The sequence below is a fragment of the Labrys sp. ALF-8 genome, from assembly GCF_059699065.1.
In genome coordinates, this window is the sequence record NZ_AP048537.1 from 2,112,642 (window position 1) to 2,127,462 (window position 14,821).

At 66.5% G+C, this 14,821-nt stretch carries 12 protein-coding genes; 5 read left to right on the forward strand and 7 right to left on the reverse strand.

Features of this window, described 5'->3' with window-relative positions:
• Positions 1 to 69: 69 nt before the first annotated feature.
• The 4 genes from AC6H34_RS09795 to AC6H34_RS09810 all read right to left on the reverse strand — a co-directional run bounded on the left by AC6H34_RS09795 (position 70) and on the right by AC6H34_RS09810 (position 4,383).
• On the reverse strand, positions 70 to 1,074 hold the full coding sequence (locus AC6H34_RS09795; RefSeq protein WP_497538680.1) for a substrate-binding domain-containing protein: 1,005 nt from the start codon (positions 1,072 to 1,074) through the stop codon (positions 70 to 72).
• Between the two features lie 212 nt (positions 1,075 to 1,286).
• Positions 1,287 to 2,300 carry a rhamnose ABC transporter substrate-binding protein gene (rhaS, locus tag AC6H34_RS09800; protein ID WP_497538681.1) on the reverse strand — a complete coding sequence of 338 codons (1,014 nt, stop codon included), beginning with the start codon at positions 2,298 to 2,300 and terminating at the stop codon, positions 1,287 to 1,289.
• Between the two features lie 103 nt (positions 2,301 to 2,403).
• On the reverse strand, positions 2,404 to 3,279 hold the full coding sequence (locus AC6H34_RS09805) for an MBL fold metallo-hydrolase (protein WP_497538682.1): 876 nt from the start codon (positions 3,277 to 3,279) through the stop codon (positions 2,404 to 2,406).
• A gap of 258 nt (positions 3,280 to 3,537) precedes the next feature.
• Entirely contained in the window at positions 3,538 to 4,383 is an 846-nt protein-coding gene (locus AC6H34_RS09810) for an SDR family NAD(P)-dependent oxidoreductase (RefSeq protein ID WP_497538683.1), read from the reverse strand.
• 233 nt (positions 4,384 to 4,616) lie between these two features.
• On the opposite strand from AC6H34_RS09810, the gene AC6H34_RS09815 reads away from it, so the two are divergent.
• The 4 genes from AC6H34_RS09815 to AC6H34_RS09830 all read left to right on the forward strand — a co-directional run bounded on the left by AC6H34_RS09815 (position 4,617) and on the right by AC6H34_RS09830 (position 9,875).
• Entirely contained in the window at positions 4,617 to 5,993 is a 1,377-nt protein-coding gene (locus AC6H34_RS09815) for an NAD(P)/FAD-dependent oxidoreductase (protein WP_497538684.1), read from the forward strand.
• A complete protein-coding gene (locus tag AC6H34_RS09820; RefSeq protein ID WP_497538685.1) occupies positions 5,993 to 7,222 on the forward strand; it encodes an NAD(P)/FAD-dependent oxidoreductase in 1,230 nt (409 codons plus the stop codon). The genes AC6H34_RS09815 and AC6H34_RS09820 overlap by 1 nt, the downstream gene beginning before the upstream one ends.
• A gap of 9 nt (positions 7,223 to 7,231) precedes the next feature.
• Positions 7,232 to 8,650 (forward strand): FGGY family carbohydrate kinase, encoded by a 1,419-nt coding sequence (locus tag AC6H34_RS09825; RefSeq protein ID WP_497538686.1) that lies wholly within the window; start codon positions 7,232 to 7,234, stop codon positions 8,648 to 8,650.
• A 337-nt stretch (positions 8,651 to 8,987) separates the two neighbouring features.
• Positions 8,988 to 9,875: a DMT family transporter gene (locus AC6H34_RS09830; RefSeq protein WP_497538687.1), complete on the forward strand. Its 888-nt coding sequence runs from the start codon at positions 8,988 to 8,990 to the stop codon at positions 9,873 to 9,875.
• Positions 9,876 to 9,917: 42 nt separating this feature from the next.
• On the opposite strand, the gene AC6H34_RS09835 is transcribed toward AC6H34_RS09830, so the two are convergent.
• The 3 genes from AC6H34_RS09835 to AC6H34_RS09845 all read right to left on the reverse strand — a co-directional run bounded on the left by AC6H34_RS09835 (position 9,918) and on the right by AC6H34_RS09845 (position 14,101).
• Positions 9,918 to 11,468 carry a winged helix-turn-helix domain-containing protein gene (locus AC6H34_RS09835; RefSeq protein WP_497538688.1) on the reverse strand — a complete coding sequence of 517 codons (1,551 nt, stop codon included), beginning with the start codon at positions 11,466 to 11,468 and terminating at the stop codon, positions 9,918 to 9,920.
• Between the two features lie 59 nt (positions 11,469 to 11,527).
• On the reverse strand, positions 11,528 to 13,066 hold the full coding sequence (locus AC6H34_RS09840; protein ID WP_497538689.1) for a winged helix-turn-helix domain-containing tetratricopeptide repeat protein: 1,539 nt from the start codon (positions 13,064 to 13,066) through the stop codon (positions 11,528 to 11,530).
• 408 nt (positions 13,067 to 13,474) lie between these two features.
• Positions 13,475 to 14,101 (reverse strand): HAD family hydrolase, encoded by a 627-nt coding sequence (locus AC6H34_RS09845; protein ID WP_448150211.1) that lies wholly within the window; start codon positions 14,099 to 14,101, stop codon positions 13,475 to 13,477.
• Positions 14,102 to 14,229: 128 nt separating this feature from the next.
• On the opposite strand from AC6H34_RS09845, the gene AC6H34_RS09850 reads away from it, so the two are divergent.
• Positions 14,230 to 14,817 carry an ANTAR domain-containing response regulator gene (locus tag AC6H34_RS09850; RefSeq protein WP_497538690.1) on the forward strand — a complete coding sequence of 196 codons (588 nt, stop codon included), beginning with the start codon at positions 14,230 to 14,232 and terminating at the stop codon, positions 14,815 to 14,817.
• Positions 14,818 to 14,821 lie beyond the last annotated feature (4 nt).

Genomic DNA, 14,821 nt, shown 5'->3' on the forward strand with positions numbered 1-14,821 from the left:
TCGCAGGAATTGTTGAGGAAGAGGAAGCGGGCCGGTCTTTCCGACCCGCTTCAAGGCTCGACAGGGAAATCAGGATGCGCCGCGCACGCCGGGAAATTGCTGGTTGACCTTGAGGACGTCATCCACATTGTCCTTGGTCAGCATGAGCGGACCGGTGGAGATCTGGCCCATCGGCAGCATCTTGTATTGGACGTACTGATAGGCCGCCAGGAGCGCGTAGTAGCCGTCGAGATAGGGCTGAAGGTCGGCGATGAAGAGAAGATCGCCGTTCTTGAGCGCCTCCAGCGAACCCAGCGACAGGCCGAGCGAGCCGTTGACGATCTTGCGGCCGGACTGCTTGACCGCCTCGACCGAGGAGACGCCCTGAACCGCGCCGATGGTCCAGATCGCATCGATCCGCTTGTCGCCCTGCAGCGCGCCCTTGATCGCATTGGTGACGAAGGTCGGATTGCTGGCGTCGGAAAACTGGATCATCAGCACCTTGGAATCGCCGCCCGCCGCCTTGAAGGCATCGTTGTAGCCCTGGCAGTCCAGATCCAGGGTGGTGTTGCCGGGGACATGGTCGACGCACAGGCCGAACTTCGCGCCGGCGGCCACCTCGCGCTCGCCGACGGCACGGCCGAGGTCGCGGGCGCTGAAACCGACATACGAAATCGCGCCGACATCCTGCCAGGAGGCGCCGCCGTCATGCTGGATGATGACGGGAATGCCGGATGCGGTGATCTGCTTGATGATCGGATCGAGCGTGTCCGGGAAATAGTTGCCGATCACCATGGCGGCCGGCTTCTGGGTGGCCGCCTGCTTCACCAGCTTGGCGTAGTCGGCCAGGAAATTGTTGGGGTCGGTGCCGGTGATCCACTGGTAGTTGACGCCGAGGTCGCGCGCGGCGTCGTCGGCTCCTTTCTTCATCGCCCCGAAGAAGGGATCCCATTGCGGGCCGGCCAGCATGACGATCCTGGGCTTGTCCTGGGCCGCGGCCGGCGCGGCACCGATGCCGGCAAGAACGAGGGCGGTGGAGATCGCGGCGACGGAAGATCTGCCCAGCTTAGACAGCAAGGCCCGAAGCATTGTCATTTTTTCCTCCCGGCCAGAACGCGGCTCGTTGGCCGCGACGACACGGAAGCGAGTATTATGGCAAGCACCCGGATGTTCTGAGTCGTCGTTCAGAATGCAGCCATCGCGATGCGCGATACCTTGGCGCATCGCTCCCGTGGCGCGGGTTCGCAAGCACCGGCTTTGCAACGAGAGGGGCAGGACCGGAGCCCGCTGACTAAGGTACTGCCCGCTCAGAACTGCGTGGCGTATTTGGCGATATTGGACTTGTTGAAGACCAGCAGGTCCTTGAGATAGGCGTTGTTGTCCGCCTCCACCGTCATGTCCCCGAGGCGCCCGATCTTGGCGGTGCTGCCCTGCTTGCCCGTGGCCGCGCCGCGGGCGATCAGGCCGGCATACATCACGGCCGCATAGCCGAGATCCGCCGGGCTCCAGAGCTGGAACGTATCCGTGACGCCCGAGAGCACGTTGGGCTTCATCTCGGACGGCAGCCCGTGCCCCGTGACGAAGATCTTGCCGACCTTGCCGGCATCGGTCACGGCCTTGGCCGCAGCCACGATGCCGACGGCGGTGGGCGAGATGATGCCGCGCAGGTCGGGATGGGCCTTCATCAGACCGTCGGCCTCCCGGTAGCTCTTGTCGGCCGCATCGTCGCCATAGACCACGCCGACCAGTTTGAGATCGGCATAGTCGGGCTTCTTCCACTCCTCCTTCATCTTCTCGATCCAGAGGTTCTGGTTGGTGGCCTGCGACGTCGCCGAGAGGATGGCGACCTCGCCCTTGCCCCCGAGCGTCTTGCTGATCATGCGTACGTCGTTGGCGCCTATCAGGTCGTCATGCGGTGCGTTGACATGCATTACCCGTCCCTGCGGCGCGATGCCCGAATCGAAGGAAAGCACGGTGATCCCGCGATTCATCGCCTTCTTGGCGGTTGGGACGAGGGCATTGGCGTCGTTGGCGGAGATCACCAGCGCATCGACCTTCTGTGCGATCAGCCCGTCGATGACCGCGATCTGCTGTTCCACGGTGGCGACGGTCGAGCCGGCGTAGATCAGCTCGACGTCACCGAGCTCCTTGGCGGCGTCCTGGCCGCCATCGCGCGTGACGTCGAAATAATTGATGCCGAGCACCTTCACGACGAGGCCGATGCGCAGCTTCTTCTGCTGGGCGAAGGCCGATTGCGGCAGCATGCCGGCCGCGGCGCCGGCGGACAGCGCCTTCAGGATCTGACGACGATCGAAATGCATGGTTCCCTCCTGTTTTCTTGTGGTTGGATGCAGCGTTGATCGCTGCTGTTGCGCCCGGCGGCCCGTGGCCACCCGGCGATCTCTCTGTCCGGCCGGCCGCGGATCAGACCACGGCGCGCCAGACCTCGGGCACGAAGCCATAGGCGTCGCCCCGCCGCTCGATATGGCCGAAGGACGGGAAGTCGAGATGGATGCCGGCCACGCGGAGGCGATCGGCGGCGGCCATGTCGAGGGCGCGCCTGCGGGTGGCCGCGGCCTTTTCGCGATCGATGTCGAGCACGGTGCCGGCCTGGGGCGCGGCCATCTGCAGGCTCGGCATATGAACGATGTCGCCCCAGACCATGACGGCATCGTTGCCGGATTCGATCAGGTAGCCGGTATGGCCGGGGGTGTGGCCGGCCTGGGTTATCGCCGTGATGCCCGGCAACACCGGCCCGTCGCCAACGGTGCGGATGCGGTCGGCGTAGGGCGCCGTCGCGACGCGGGCGCCTTCGAAGAACTCCTGGGCTTCCGGCGGGGCGCGCGAGGGCGAGTCCGGATCGCGGAAGAACTGCAGGTCAGCGCGATTGACGACCAGCTCGGCCTTCGGAAACACCGCTTCCCCGTTGCCGTCCACCAGGCCGTTGACGTGATCGGGATGGAGGTGCGTCACCAGGATGGTGTCGATGTCCTCGGGCCTGACACCCATGCCCGCGAGGTTGCGTGTGAGCATGCCGAGCGTCGGCCCCATGCTGACGCCGCAGCCGGCATCGATGAGGATCGTGCGCCCTCCGTCCTGCACGAGGAAGGCGTTCATGGTCATCCTCGGCGGCACGACGCGGAAGCGAGCAGCCTCCAGCCGGGCGCACTCCTCGTGATCGATGCCGACGATGAGATCGAAGGAAGCCTGGAAGGTGCCGTCATTCACGGCCGTGACGATGATGTCGCCGAGGGAAAGATGGTAGAGGCCCGAAGGCTGGCATTGAGGTCTTGCTGTCACGTCACAATCCCGCCTGCGCTCCACGGGCGCCCCCCGGGGCGCCATCGTCTTGCTTGCCGAAGGAGGGATCGACAGCCGGCACGCTCGTACGCGATGCGCCGAGTTCCCCTGTGCTCTTCCTCCCGAATACCGTCTTTTCGTGGCGATGGAGGACCAAGGCCGCTCCTCACGGCCCTTGTTATAGGGCGGGCACAAGTCGATATGGGATCGTATGTGGCCATCCCGCCATCGCGTCTGGCGAAGGCGCGGCTGTCGGGTCTAAGGGGCGGCCGGCTGGGGCGGCCGCGTGGCCAGCGCACGGGCAAGATCGGGCCAGGCGGCCCAGGCGCTCTCCTGGCGGGAGGGGTCGGCACCCCTGGCGGGATCCCACTCGACGGCGATGAAGCGCCGCCCCGTCACGGCGGCGCCCGCATCGGTGAAGAGGCCGAGAATGGGCGCCGCCATCACGGCAGGGGGGATCAGGGTGCTGCGGTCGAGGCCCTCCTCGTCGGGCACCATGGCCGTATCCGCGGGCCCGCCGGGCAGGACCACGTTGACGGTGATGCCGCTGCCTTCCAGCTCGCGCGCGAACATCAGCGACCATGCTTCCAGGGCCGCCTTGGTGGGTCCGTAGGGCGAGAATCCGGGCCGCATCATGGTGAAGAAGCTCGTCGAGACATTGACGATGCGGCCCCAATGCTGACGGCGGAATCCGGGCATCACGGCATGCGCCATGAAAAAGGGCCCGTTGACATTCGCCGCCATGAAGCGCTGCCAGAGCCCCACGGGAACGTCCTCGATCTGAAGCCGGCCGGTGGCATAGTTGGGACTTACGGAGTTCATGCCGAGCGCTGCATTGTTGACCAGCATATGCAGGGAACCGAAATGGGTCCGGACGGTCTCCACCTGGCGGATGCAGTCGGCCGCGTCGGTTACGTCGCAGCGAAGGCCGAGCACCGTGTCGGCTCCATGGGCCGCCTCGAGGCTCGCGAGGCCCGCTTCGTCCAGGTCCAGCGCCGCGACGCGGAGGCCCTCGGCCACGAAAGCCTCCACCAGCGCCTTGCCGATGCCGCCTGCCGCGCCGGTGACGATGGCGACTTTGCCGTTGAAATCGGAATAGGACATGAGGTGATTCCGGAACCTTGAAGATCAAGCCGCGGGAGGGATCCGGCGCAAGCGCCAGAGACGCGCCGGCACTCGTTATGGCATTGCAGATATATCGACGGATAGGTGCGCCGAAGACGTGGTTCGGCACGCAGCCATCGCGGGGCGCGATGCAGGCGGCATGTCCAAGAGCGATGTAGCGAAGCAGGCTGAGATTTGCTGAGATGTCCGCGGGTTTCGGGAAAGGTAGTGCAATGGTCAGCGATGTCGCCATCATCGGCGCGGGCGTTGTGGGGTGCGCGCTCGCCCGGCGCTTCGCTCTGGAGGGGGCCAGCGTTACGCTGATCGAAGCCGGCTCCGACATCCTGTCAGGTGCCAGCAAGGCCAACAGCGCCATCCTGCACACCGGCTTCGATGCGCCCCCCGACAGCCTGGAACTGGCCTGCATCAAGGCCGGGCATGCCGAATATCTCGATATTCACGGCGCGATGGGCCTGCCGCTCCTGCGCAGCGGCGCCCTGGTCGTGGCCTGGAGCGAGGCGGAGGAGGCAGCACTGGAGGGCATCCGGGCCCAGGCGCTACGCAACGGCATAGATAATGTCGCGCTGGTGGGCCAGGCCCGGCTGCGTGCCATGGAGCCCGGGCTTTCCAAGCAGGCAAGGGCGGCGCTGCATGTGCCCGACGAAGCGCTCATCGATCCCTGGAGCCCGTTTCTCGCCTATGTGGAACAGGCCATGGCACAAGGGACGAGCGTGCATTTCAATGCCCGCGCCACCGGCGGCGTCTTCGACGGCGGCATCTGGAGCATCGCCACCAGCGCGGGCGAATTTTCGGCCCGCACCGTGATCAACTGCGCCGGCAACCAGGGCGACGTCATCGAGAGACAGTTCCTCGGCGCCTCCGATTTCGAGATACGGCCCCGCAAGGGCCAGTTCGTGGTCTTCGACAAGGCGGCCGGCAACCTTGCCACCGCGATCATCCTACCGGTGCCGAACGAACGCACCAAGGGCGTCGTGGTGACGCGGACCATCTTCGGCAACATGCTCGTCGGCCCCACCGCCGAGGAGCAGCAGGATCGCGACCGCGCCACGGTCGAGCACGACCAGCTCGAAGCCCTGGTCCGCCGGGGGAGCGAGATACTCCCTGCCCTCGCCTCCATGCCGGTGACCGCGTGCTATGCGGGCCTCAGGCCGGCCACGGAAAAGAAGGACTATCGCATCGGCATCAAGCCCGATCGCAACTGGATCAGCGTCGGCGGCATACGGTCGACCGGCCTCTCGGCCGCGCTCGGCATCGCCCGACACGTCTTCGGGCTCTATGCCGGCATGGGCGCGGCCGCAAAGCCGGCGCAGGCTCCCTCGCCGCCGGTCATGCCCAACCTCGCCGAGCATCTGCCGCGGGACTATGCAACACCGGGCTATGGCGAGATCGTCTGCCATTGCGAGATGGTGACCCGCCGCGAGATCGAGGTCGCGCTCACCCGTCCGCTGCCGGCGGGCGACTTCGGTGGGCTGAAGCGCCGCACCCGCTGCGCAATGGGGCGATGCCAGGGGTTCAATTGCGGCGCTCGCCTCGCCGGCCTGACGCGGGGACGCTTTGCCGTGCCGCTCGATACCGGGGAGGCACGCTGATGGCCGGGGTGACCCGTTCAGAGGTGGTCGTGGTGGGCGGCGGCCCGGCCGGCCTCTCCGCGGCGACCGAACTGAAGCGGCTCGGGGTCGGATCGGTGGTCCTCCTCGAACGCGATGCGGTCGTGGGCGGCATCCCGCGCCATTGCGGCCATTCGCCTTTCGGCATGCGGGAATTCCACCGGATATTGTCCGGAACCCGCTATGCGGCGCGGCTGGAGGCGGCGGCGAGGGATGCCGGCGTCACCATCCTGACCCGACATTCCGTGCTCTCCGTCGGCGAAGACCGCGTCGTCGCGGCCTCTCCTGACGGCCCGCGCGAGTTCCATGCCGGCCGTATCGTGCTGGCGACGGGCACGCGCGAGAAGCCCCGCTCCGCCCGCCTGGTATCTGGCGAGCGGCCGATCGGCATCCTCAACACCGCGGCCCTCCAATCCTACGTGCATATCGAAGGCCTCGCGCCCTTCCGGCACCCGGTAATCGTCGGCACGGAACTGGTCTCGATGTCCGCCGTGCTGACCTGTCTCTTCGCCGGCATCCGGCCGGTCGCCATCCTGGAAGCCGGCGATCGGCCGACGGCCAGGTTCCCCTTCTGGCTGTTGCCGGCGCTTGTCGGCATCCCGATGCACTACCGAGCGGAGATCACGGGCATCGCCGGGAGGGGACGGGTGGAGCAGGTGGCTTTCGCCACGGGCGGAAGGGAACGGACCCTTGCCTGCGACGGCCTGCTGTTCACCGGCGCATTTACGCCCGAATCCGCCCTCGCCCGCGTGTCCGGCCTCGCCATCGACGACGCCAGCGGCGGCCCCGTGGTCGATGGCTTCGGCCGCACGTCGGCGTCCGCCATCTTCGCCGCCGGCAACCTTCTGCGCCCGGTCGAGACGGCAGGCTGGTGCTGGGCGGAGGGCAAGCGGGTGGCTGCGAGCATAGCCGAGGATATCGCGGGCCGCCTGCCGGAACGCAGCCAGGCCATACGCGTCCACTGCGGGGCCGGCATAAAACTCCTGGTGCCGCAGGAGATCGATCGTGGCGTCGTACCGCTCTCCCTGCCTGACATACAGGTGCGTCTGAATGCCAAGCTACGGGGAACACTGAAGCTTTCGGCCGGAATGAACACGATATGGTCGCGTACGATAGATAGCGCGCCTGAGCGCCGCATCCTGATTCCGATCGCGGCGCTCGATCTTCCCACCGGTGCGACCGACCTCACGCTCAGCATCGCCAGCCAGTAGAGCAGCAGGATGACACGTATCGTTTCGATCGATCAGGGAACCACCTCGACCCGAGCTCTGGTAGTCGAGCAGGACGGTTCCATTGCCATCGCGAAGGCCATCCGTCACGAGCAGCATTATCCGCAGGCCGGATGGGTCGAGCACGATCCCGAGGAGCTGCTGGCCAATGTCGCCGCCTGCCTGGAGGCAGCCGGGCAGGCTGATGCCGTTGGCCTTTCCAACCAGGGCGAGAGCTGCCTTGCCTGGGATGCCGTCAGCGGCAAGCCGCTCTCTCCGATCATCGTCTGGCAGGACAACCGCACGTCGGATGCGATCGAGGCGCTGCAGGCGGCGGACAAGGCACCGCTGGTGCTGGAGCGGGCGGGCCTGCCGCTGGATCCCTATTTCTCGGCGAGCAAGTTCCGCTGGCTCATCGACCATGTTCCAGCCGTGGCACTGGCCCTCGCCGAGGGGCGTCTGCGGCTCGGCACCACCGATGCCTTCTTCCTGCAGCGCCTGACGGGCAAGGCGGCCACGGACACCGCGACAGCTTCCCGCACGTCTCTGATGAACCTGAAGACCGGGACCTGGGACGTGGAGCTCTGCGCCCTATTCGGCGTGCCCTTGGCCTGCCTGCCGCCGATCAGGCCAAGCGTCGGATCGTTCGGAGCAAGCTCCGCTGGGCCGATCACCGCTTCCATCGTGGACCAGCAGGCAGCGCTCTACGGCCATGGCTGCCGCCGCCCCGGCGACCTCAAGATCACCTTCGGTACCGGCGCCTTTTGCCTGGCGGTAACGGCCGGAGTGCCCGACGCCCCGTCCCTTGCGGGTGGCTTGTTGCCGACCGTCGCCTGGCGCATCGGCGAGGAGACCGCCTATGCTCTCGACGGTGGGGTCTACGATGTCGGCTCCAGCCTCGAATGGGCCCTGAAGGCGGGCGTTGCGCGGGACATCGGGGATTTCTCGGCCTTCGAGCGCCCGCCGGCCATCGAGCGCGGCCTCGTCTTCGTACCGGCCTTCTCCGGTCTCGCCTGCCCCTACTGGGACCGCAGCGCCGCTCCCGTCCTCATCGGGCTGACCCCCGCCTCGGATCTTGCGGACATGCGGCAGGCGCTCCTGGAAGGCATCGCATTGCTGACGTGCGGCATTCTCGGAGCCATGAACCAGGAGGTGCCGATCGGGACCACCATCTCGATCGACGGCGGCGTGTCACGCAGCGCCTATTTCTGCCAGTTCCTCGCCGATTCGTCGGGCCGCGGCATCGCGGTCTCGAACCTCGACGAGATTACCGCCTTCGGCGCGGCCCAGCTCGCGGCCCTCGGCATAGGCCGGCAGATCGCCTCTCCTCAGGATGCCCGCGGACAGATCTACCAGCCCCGGGACGTGCCTCGCGAGGCCTGGCTCTCGCGCTTCCGGTCGGCCGTCGGCCGAACCTCGGGCTGGCGCTGAGCCGCGACGCGCCGAATTCCTCTTTTCATTCAAGTTTCAGAACTATTTCAGAAGCATCTCCGGACTCCCCCTGCCGCCTCTGCCACCATCACTTTGCCTGATGGCTGAGTTGCGGCCGGGATCTGCCGGTTCTGGCCGCTTCCAGGCGGATGGCCTCGCGCCAGGCCGTCTGGCCTGGAGACAGCGTGCCGCCGCAGGTGCCAGGCGGAAACCCGGCCCGCCGGATTGCATCGGCACGCTGTCGCGCTGCACAGCCCACCCCATCGACGACACGAGATCTGCTGCAGGGTGAGCCATGTGTGGACCACGGGGCGGGCTCACCCGCCAGGGAGAGCCGATGTCGAGAATCCTGGCGAATTGCCTGCTTCTGTTCGCGGCGGCTCTGTGGGGCTTCGGCAACGTCGCCCAGAAGACGGTGCTCGAACATCTCGATCCCCTGAGCGCCGTCGGCATGCGCTGCCTGATCGGTGGCCTCCTGGTGCTGCCCCTTCTCCCGATGGAACGGAAGGAACGCTTCGGCCCCGGCTACGGGATCTCCCTGGCGAGGTTGAGCGGGCTGTTTTCCATCTCCATGGTGCTGCAGCAGGCGGCGTACCTGTCGACCTCGGTGACGAATGCCAGCTTCCTCGTCAACACCTGCACCGTGATGACGCCGGTCGCCGCCTGGCTGATGATGGGCGAAAGGCCGGGCATCGTGGTCGCCTTCGCCGCCAGCCTGACACTGATGGGGATCCTGTTGCTGTCGGGCGGCATCTCCGGCGCCGTCAATTCCGGAGATGTCGCGGCCCTTTTGTCCGCGGTGTGCTACGCGCTCTGGATGGTCGAGCTCGGGCGGCACATGAAGGATCATGGAGGAGCGGTCCCGGCAGCCATCGCCCAGTTTCTCCTGTGCGCCGCGATCGCGCTCCCTCTCGGCGCCATCCGTGGCAACCTGTCGCTGGACGGCATGTGGGCCGCCGCGCCCGAACTGGCCGTGCTGGGGATCTTCTCCACGGCGATCGCCTTCAGCATCCAGACTGTCGCCCAGCGCTTCACCCCCGCGAGCCATGCCGCGGTCATGGTGAGCGGGGAGAGTGTCTTCGGCGCAACCGGCGCCGTGCTGTTTCTGGGCGAAACCCTCACACCGACCGCCGTGCTCGGCGGGGCGATGGTCCTGGCCGCCATCGTCTACCTCGCCATCGCCGGCCAACCGCGGGAGGCGACAGGTCCCGCCCCAGCGGGGTGAAGACCGCCGGAAGGGAACCGGATTCCGGCACCGCATCCCGTTCTAAGGCGGAAGCGGACCGGCCCAGCCCGCTCTCTCCAGCACGGCGCGCAACCACCTGTCATCCACCTCGCGCTCGAGCACGATCACGTGCCGGATCATGTCGGTCGTAAGGTCCGGTTCCAGCTCGCGAGCCCGGCGAAGACTGGCGGCGGCGGCGGGCAGGTCGTGCCGCAGCGCATGGCAAAGGGAGAGCAAGGCCCAGCGGTTCACATCTCGGGGAGGCATGCGTTCGAAGACCTCCGCAGCCTCGTCATGGCGGCCGAGAAGCAGCAGGATCACCCCGCGATCGAGATAGTACCAGGGCGGATGGACCGGATTGGACCTTATCGCCCGGTCGACCAGCTCCAGCCCGGAGGCGGGATCGCCGCGCATGGCAGCCAGCCAGCCCATCTGTGCGATGGTATCGGCATCGTAGGGATTGAGCTCCAGCGCCTGGCGGTAGCATGCTTCGGCGAGACGAAATTCGCGGCGCAGCAGGAGAATGATCGCCAGGACACGGTGGCAACGGGCCTGGGCGGGACTGAGGGTCGCTGCTTCCTGGGCCATCTCCAATGCCCGGTCCAGGCAATCCGAGGGCCTCGTTCCATAGCTGCCTCGACGAACTGCCTCGGTGAGCGCCAGATAGGACAGTGCCAGACCGGAAGCGGGATCGAGCGCCACGGCGCCGGCAAGAAATTCACGCGCCTGCCCATAACCGTCCTCGCCGAAGCTGCGTATCAGCATCATGCCGCGCATGGTCAGGGCAAGGGCTTGCCCGCGGCTGTCTTCCGGCGGGCCTCGTCCGGCCATGTCGCTCTCCACGTTGAACGCCAGGACGGAAGCGAGCTGCATGGCGGCGCTTTCGCGGAAGTCCAGGATCTCCATCGCCGGAAGGGAAAAACCCTGTGCCCACAGGCGCCGTCCGGACCGCACGTCCGAAAGGGTGACGACGACGGCGTAGAGATCCCGTGCACGCTCGACCGCGCCTTCCACCAGATAGTCGACGCCTGCCTGGGCCAGGGCGGGCTGCATGCCCGGAGGTGGCGTCGAGGCCAGGGCGGAGGCGGTGGTGGTCTCCAACACGACGAACGTTTCGAAACGGCGCAGCGCCGCGACGATATCTGCCGCGGTTTCGTCGAACACGCCTCGCCTCTCCTCGACGTCAGCCGCGAGACGGAAAGGGAGGACGGCCACCGTCGGTTCGTGGCGGACGGACGGGCAGGCGGGAGGCCTCGCGGGCTCGTCCCGTACCAGGCGAAACCCCCTCTCGGGAAAATGGAACAGATAGCCCCGTCGCGGGACCGTGCGAATGATTGCGGCGCTCTCGTCTGCCAGGCTCCTGCGGGCATCGCGGATGCCCTGCGTCAGGGAATTCCCGGTCACGGCCAGACGAGGCCAGACCGCTTTCAGCAATTCCTCCTTGCTGACCACTCGCCCGGGACGGCAGGCAAGAAAGGCCAGGATTTCGAGGGTCTTCGGGCGGAGCATCACCAGGCGCCCGCCACGATGGAGCGTTCCACGCGCGAGATCCAGGACGGTCTCATCGGAATGCGGGGGGAGTTCGTCTGCCATCGTCGCACTCCTGGACAGCCCCCACGCCTCCTGCGTGGCAGCCTTGGCTCCTCTCGGATTCAGGCGCTGTCCGCGCTCCAATCCGCCAGCTGCAGGCCACGCCGCATGCAGTCGCGATCGATCTCGTGCTGCAGGATGAAGGCGTCCCGGATCATCTCGATGGTCAGGTCCGCCTGAAGCTCTCCCGCCTGCCCGGCGCAGGCCTCTGTCTGCGAATGGTCGCTCCGCGAGGCAAGGCAGCTTGAAAGCAGCGCCCAGCGGTAGACATCCTTCAAGGGTGTGCCGGAATAGGTCCGTGCGGCTTCCGCGTAGCGGCCCAGCATGAACAAGGCGCCGCCACGACCGAACTGATACCAGGGCGGCTGAATCGGATTGATGCGGATCGCCGAATCGAGCAGCTCCAGGCCTTCTTCGGCGTGGCCCCGAATGGTCTGCAGCCAGCCCATCTGGGCAATCGTATCGGCATCGTACGGATTGAGCTCCAGCGCCCGGCGATAGTGGGTCTCAGCCGCCAGGAAATCACGCCGGAACATCAGGATGACGCCGAGAATGCGATGGCACCGAGCCTCGAAGGGACTCAACGACACGCCCCTCAGCGCGCTGTCGAGGGCGTGGTCCAGAAGATCCGGCGATGCCCGACCGTAATCGTTCTCCACCGCAAGGGTCCAGGCAAGGAAGGAATGAGCGAGGCCCAAATGAGGATCGAGGACGATCGCCGCCCGCAGATGCGCCCTCGCCTGCCCGTTGCCGCCCTCGCCCTCGCTCCTGAGCAGCCACATCGCCTGCATGAGATGGGCATGGGCGCTGCCGTCATGCGCCGGCAGCGCACGGATCATCGCGGCGCTCTCGATGTTGAAGACAAGGGCTGTGGCGATGCGCCTCGCCGTCAGCGTATGGGAATCGAGGGCCGCATCGGGTTCGAAGTGGAATCCCTGCGTCCAGAGCCGCCGCGCGGACTGGGTGTCGGAGAGGGTGATTACCACGTTGAACGGCGGATCACGGTTCTCGATGCGGCCTTCCACGACGAAGTCGACCTCTGCCTCCTGCAGCGCGGCCTGCATCCGCTCGGGCTGCGTGCCGGCCAGGGCGAGCGTGGAGTAGCGGGCGAGGACGGACAAGGTTCTGAAATAGGAGAGGACGACCGTGATCTCCTCCGCCACGCCCTCGATGACCGGCCGCAGCACCTCGTTCACGCCGAAGGAGGGAAAGGGAAGGACGGCGACACAGGGCTCGGCCAACCGGCTTTCCCGCCCCGAGGGAGCCGGGCGGAGCGACTGGCTCGAAGACGTGCCGGGAGGCGGCTGGAACATGTAGCCGCGGCGCGGCATCGTGCGGATGACGGCCTGCCGCTCATCGCCGATGCATTTGCGGGCATCCCGTATGCATTGCGTCAGCGAATCCTCGGTCACGGTCGTGGACGGCCAGACCGCGTCCAGCAACTCCCCCTTCCCGACCACGCGCCCGGGATTTCGGGCGAGATAGGCCAGCAGCTCGAAGGTCTTGGGGCGTGGCAACACCAGCTCGCCGCCGCGATGCAGGGTGCCCCGGCTGAGATTGAAGACGGATTCGCCAAGCCGATATGTCAGCTCCTGTTCCATGAGGAGACCTCCCGGTACCTCTTCCCCCGGCCGCCTCGCCGGACCTGGCCGAGGCGCCGCCTCGAACTGCAGCCACGCGGGCGGCATGGCGTCGGCAGGGGCGGTTGGGCGAGCCCGCTACCCCATCGCAGGATGGCGTGGTGAAGGAAGCCATGTCCGCTGGCATGGCGGCGGCATGACGGCAAGGATGCCCGCGCAGCAGCAGCCGCGGCACCATCCGAGCACTGGTGTGACCCAACCGGAGATGGCATGGAAACCGCGCCCCCCGCGCAGTTCATCATTTGATGGTACCATGAACCCGTCGCCGTTATTCAGGGGTGACACCACGTCGGACACAATTTGTGCGTGTGCGAGCCCTCTCGGGCCGGGGAAGGCGGTGCCTTGGCGCCTTTCTCGGCGGTATTCGGACTATGGGAGATCGTGGCGGAGCAGGCCGAACTCCCGCAGCCTGGCTGCAAGGCTGGACGGGTCGTGGAAGTGGACGGCCCTGAAGCCGAGCGCGGCCGCAGTGGCGATGTTGTCGGCATTGTCGTCTATGAACACGCATGCATTCGCCTCCAGTCCGGATTCTGCGAGGAAGAGTTCGAAGATGGCAGGATCCGGCTTGGCAAGCTTGCGCTCGCCCGAGACGATCAGCACGCCGAAATGCGCGAGGAAGGGGTAGCGCTCCCGTGCAATCGGAAAGGTCTCGGCCGACCAGTTCGAAATGGCGTGCAGGGCCACCCCTTCCCGATGCAACTGGTCCAGAATCGCGACGGTGCCCTCGATCACACCGCCCAGCATGTCCGGCCAGCGGGTATGAAAGGCCGAGATGAGCGCTTCATGATGGGGATAAAGGCCTGACAACTCGCTGACGGCCTCGGCGAAGGGCCGGCCGGCGTCCATCTGCCGGTTCCATTCCGGCGTGCATATATCGGCGAGGAAACGTTGCGCTTCCACCTCGTCAGGAATGAGCTGGCGATAGAGATAAAGCGGATTCCAATCGATCAGCACACCGCCGAGATCGAAGACGACGGCCTTGATGCTGCTTTCCATGACTGCCTCCAAGACTGCGTGTTTATGCGTGAATATGCACAAACGTGCATTGCGTCAACGTCCCCCATCATTGCCGCTGCCTAATTTCCTGCCTTGCCTCCCCACGGCACCTGCCTGAAACTCGCACCATGACCGACGCGCCTCTCCACGTCCTGTTGATCGACGACAATGCGGTCAGGGCATCCGTGATCGAGGAAGGCCTGCGCGAGGCGGGGCATGAGAAGGTTACCGTCATCAGCGAGATGCGCCAGCTGCTGCGGCAGATCGTCGACGCGGATCCCGACGTGATCTTCATAGACCTGGAGAACCCGAATCGCGACGTGCTGGAGCAGATGTTCCAGGTCTCGCGCAGCGTGCACCGGCCCGTGGTGATGTTCGTCGACCAGTCGGACAAGGCCGCGACGGAAGCCGCGATCGACGCCGGCGTCTCGGCCTATGTCGTCAACGGCCTGCGCAAGGAACGTGTGAAGCCGATCCTCGACATGGCGATCAGCCGCTTCAATGCTTTCCACCGGCTGCGCGAGGAACTCGACCGCACGAGGCAGGCCTTGGAGGACCGCAAGGTCATCGACAAGGCGAAGGGCATTTTGATGAAGAGCCGCGGTATCGGCGAGGAGGAGGCCTACGCCCTCCTGCGCAAGACGGCGATGAACGAGAGCCGCCGCGTGGCCGAGGTGGCGCGCAGCCTCGTCACCGCCGCCAAGCTGCTGGGTTAGGAGT

Excerpts from the sequence above, each read along its gene's own strand:
- AC6H34_RS09795 (WP_497538680.1), bottom strand. The coding sequence starts at position 1,074 with ATGACAATGCTTCGGGCCTTGCTGTCTAAGCTGGGCAGATCTTCCGTC.
- rhaS (WP_497538681.1), bottom strand. The coding sequence starts at position 2,300 with ATGCATTTCGATCGTCGTCAGATCCTGAAGGCGCTGTCCGCCGGCGCC.
- AC6H34_RS09810 (WP_497538683.1), bottom strand. The coding sequence starts at position 4,383 with ATGTCCTATTCCGATTTCAACGGCAAAGTCGCCATCGTCACCGGCGCG.
- AC6H34_RS09815 (WP_497538684.1), top strand. The coding sequence starts at position 4,617 with ATGGTCAGCGATGTCGCCATCATCGGCGCGGGCGTTGTGGGGTGCGCG.
- AC6H34_RS09820 (WP_497538685.1), top strand. The coding sequence starts at position 5,993 with ATGGCCGGGGTGACCCGTTCAGAGGTGGTCGTGGTGGGCGGCGGCCCG.
- AC6H34_RS09825 (WP_497538686.1), top strand. The coding sequence starts at position 7,232 with ATGACACGTATCGTTTCGATCGATCAGGGAACCACCTCGACCCGAGCT.
- AC6H34_RS09830 (WP_497538687.1), top strand. The coding sequence starts at position 8,988 with ATGTCGAGAATCCTGGCGAATTGCCTGCTTCTGTTCGCGGCGGCTCTG.
- AC6H34_RS09835 (WP_497538688.1), bottom strand. The coding sequence starts at position 11,468 with ATGGCAGACGAACTCCCCCCGCATTCCGATGAGACCGTCCTGGATCTC.
- AC6H34_RS09840 (WP_497538689.1), bottom strand. The coding sequence starts at position 13,066 with ATGGAACAGGAGCTGACATATCGGCTTGGCGAATCCGTCTTCAATCTC.
- AC6H34_RS09845 (WP_448150211.1), bottom strand. The coding sequence starts at position 14,101 with ATGGAAAGCAGCATCAAGGCCGTCGTCTTCGATCTCGGCGGTGTGCTG.
- AC6H34_RS09850 (WP_497538690.1), top strand. The coding sequence starts at position 14,230 with ATGACCGACGCGCCTCTCCACGTCCTGTTGATCGACGACAATGCGGTC.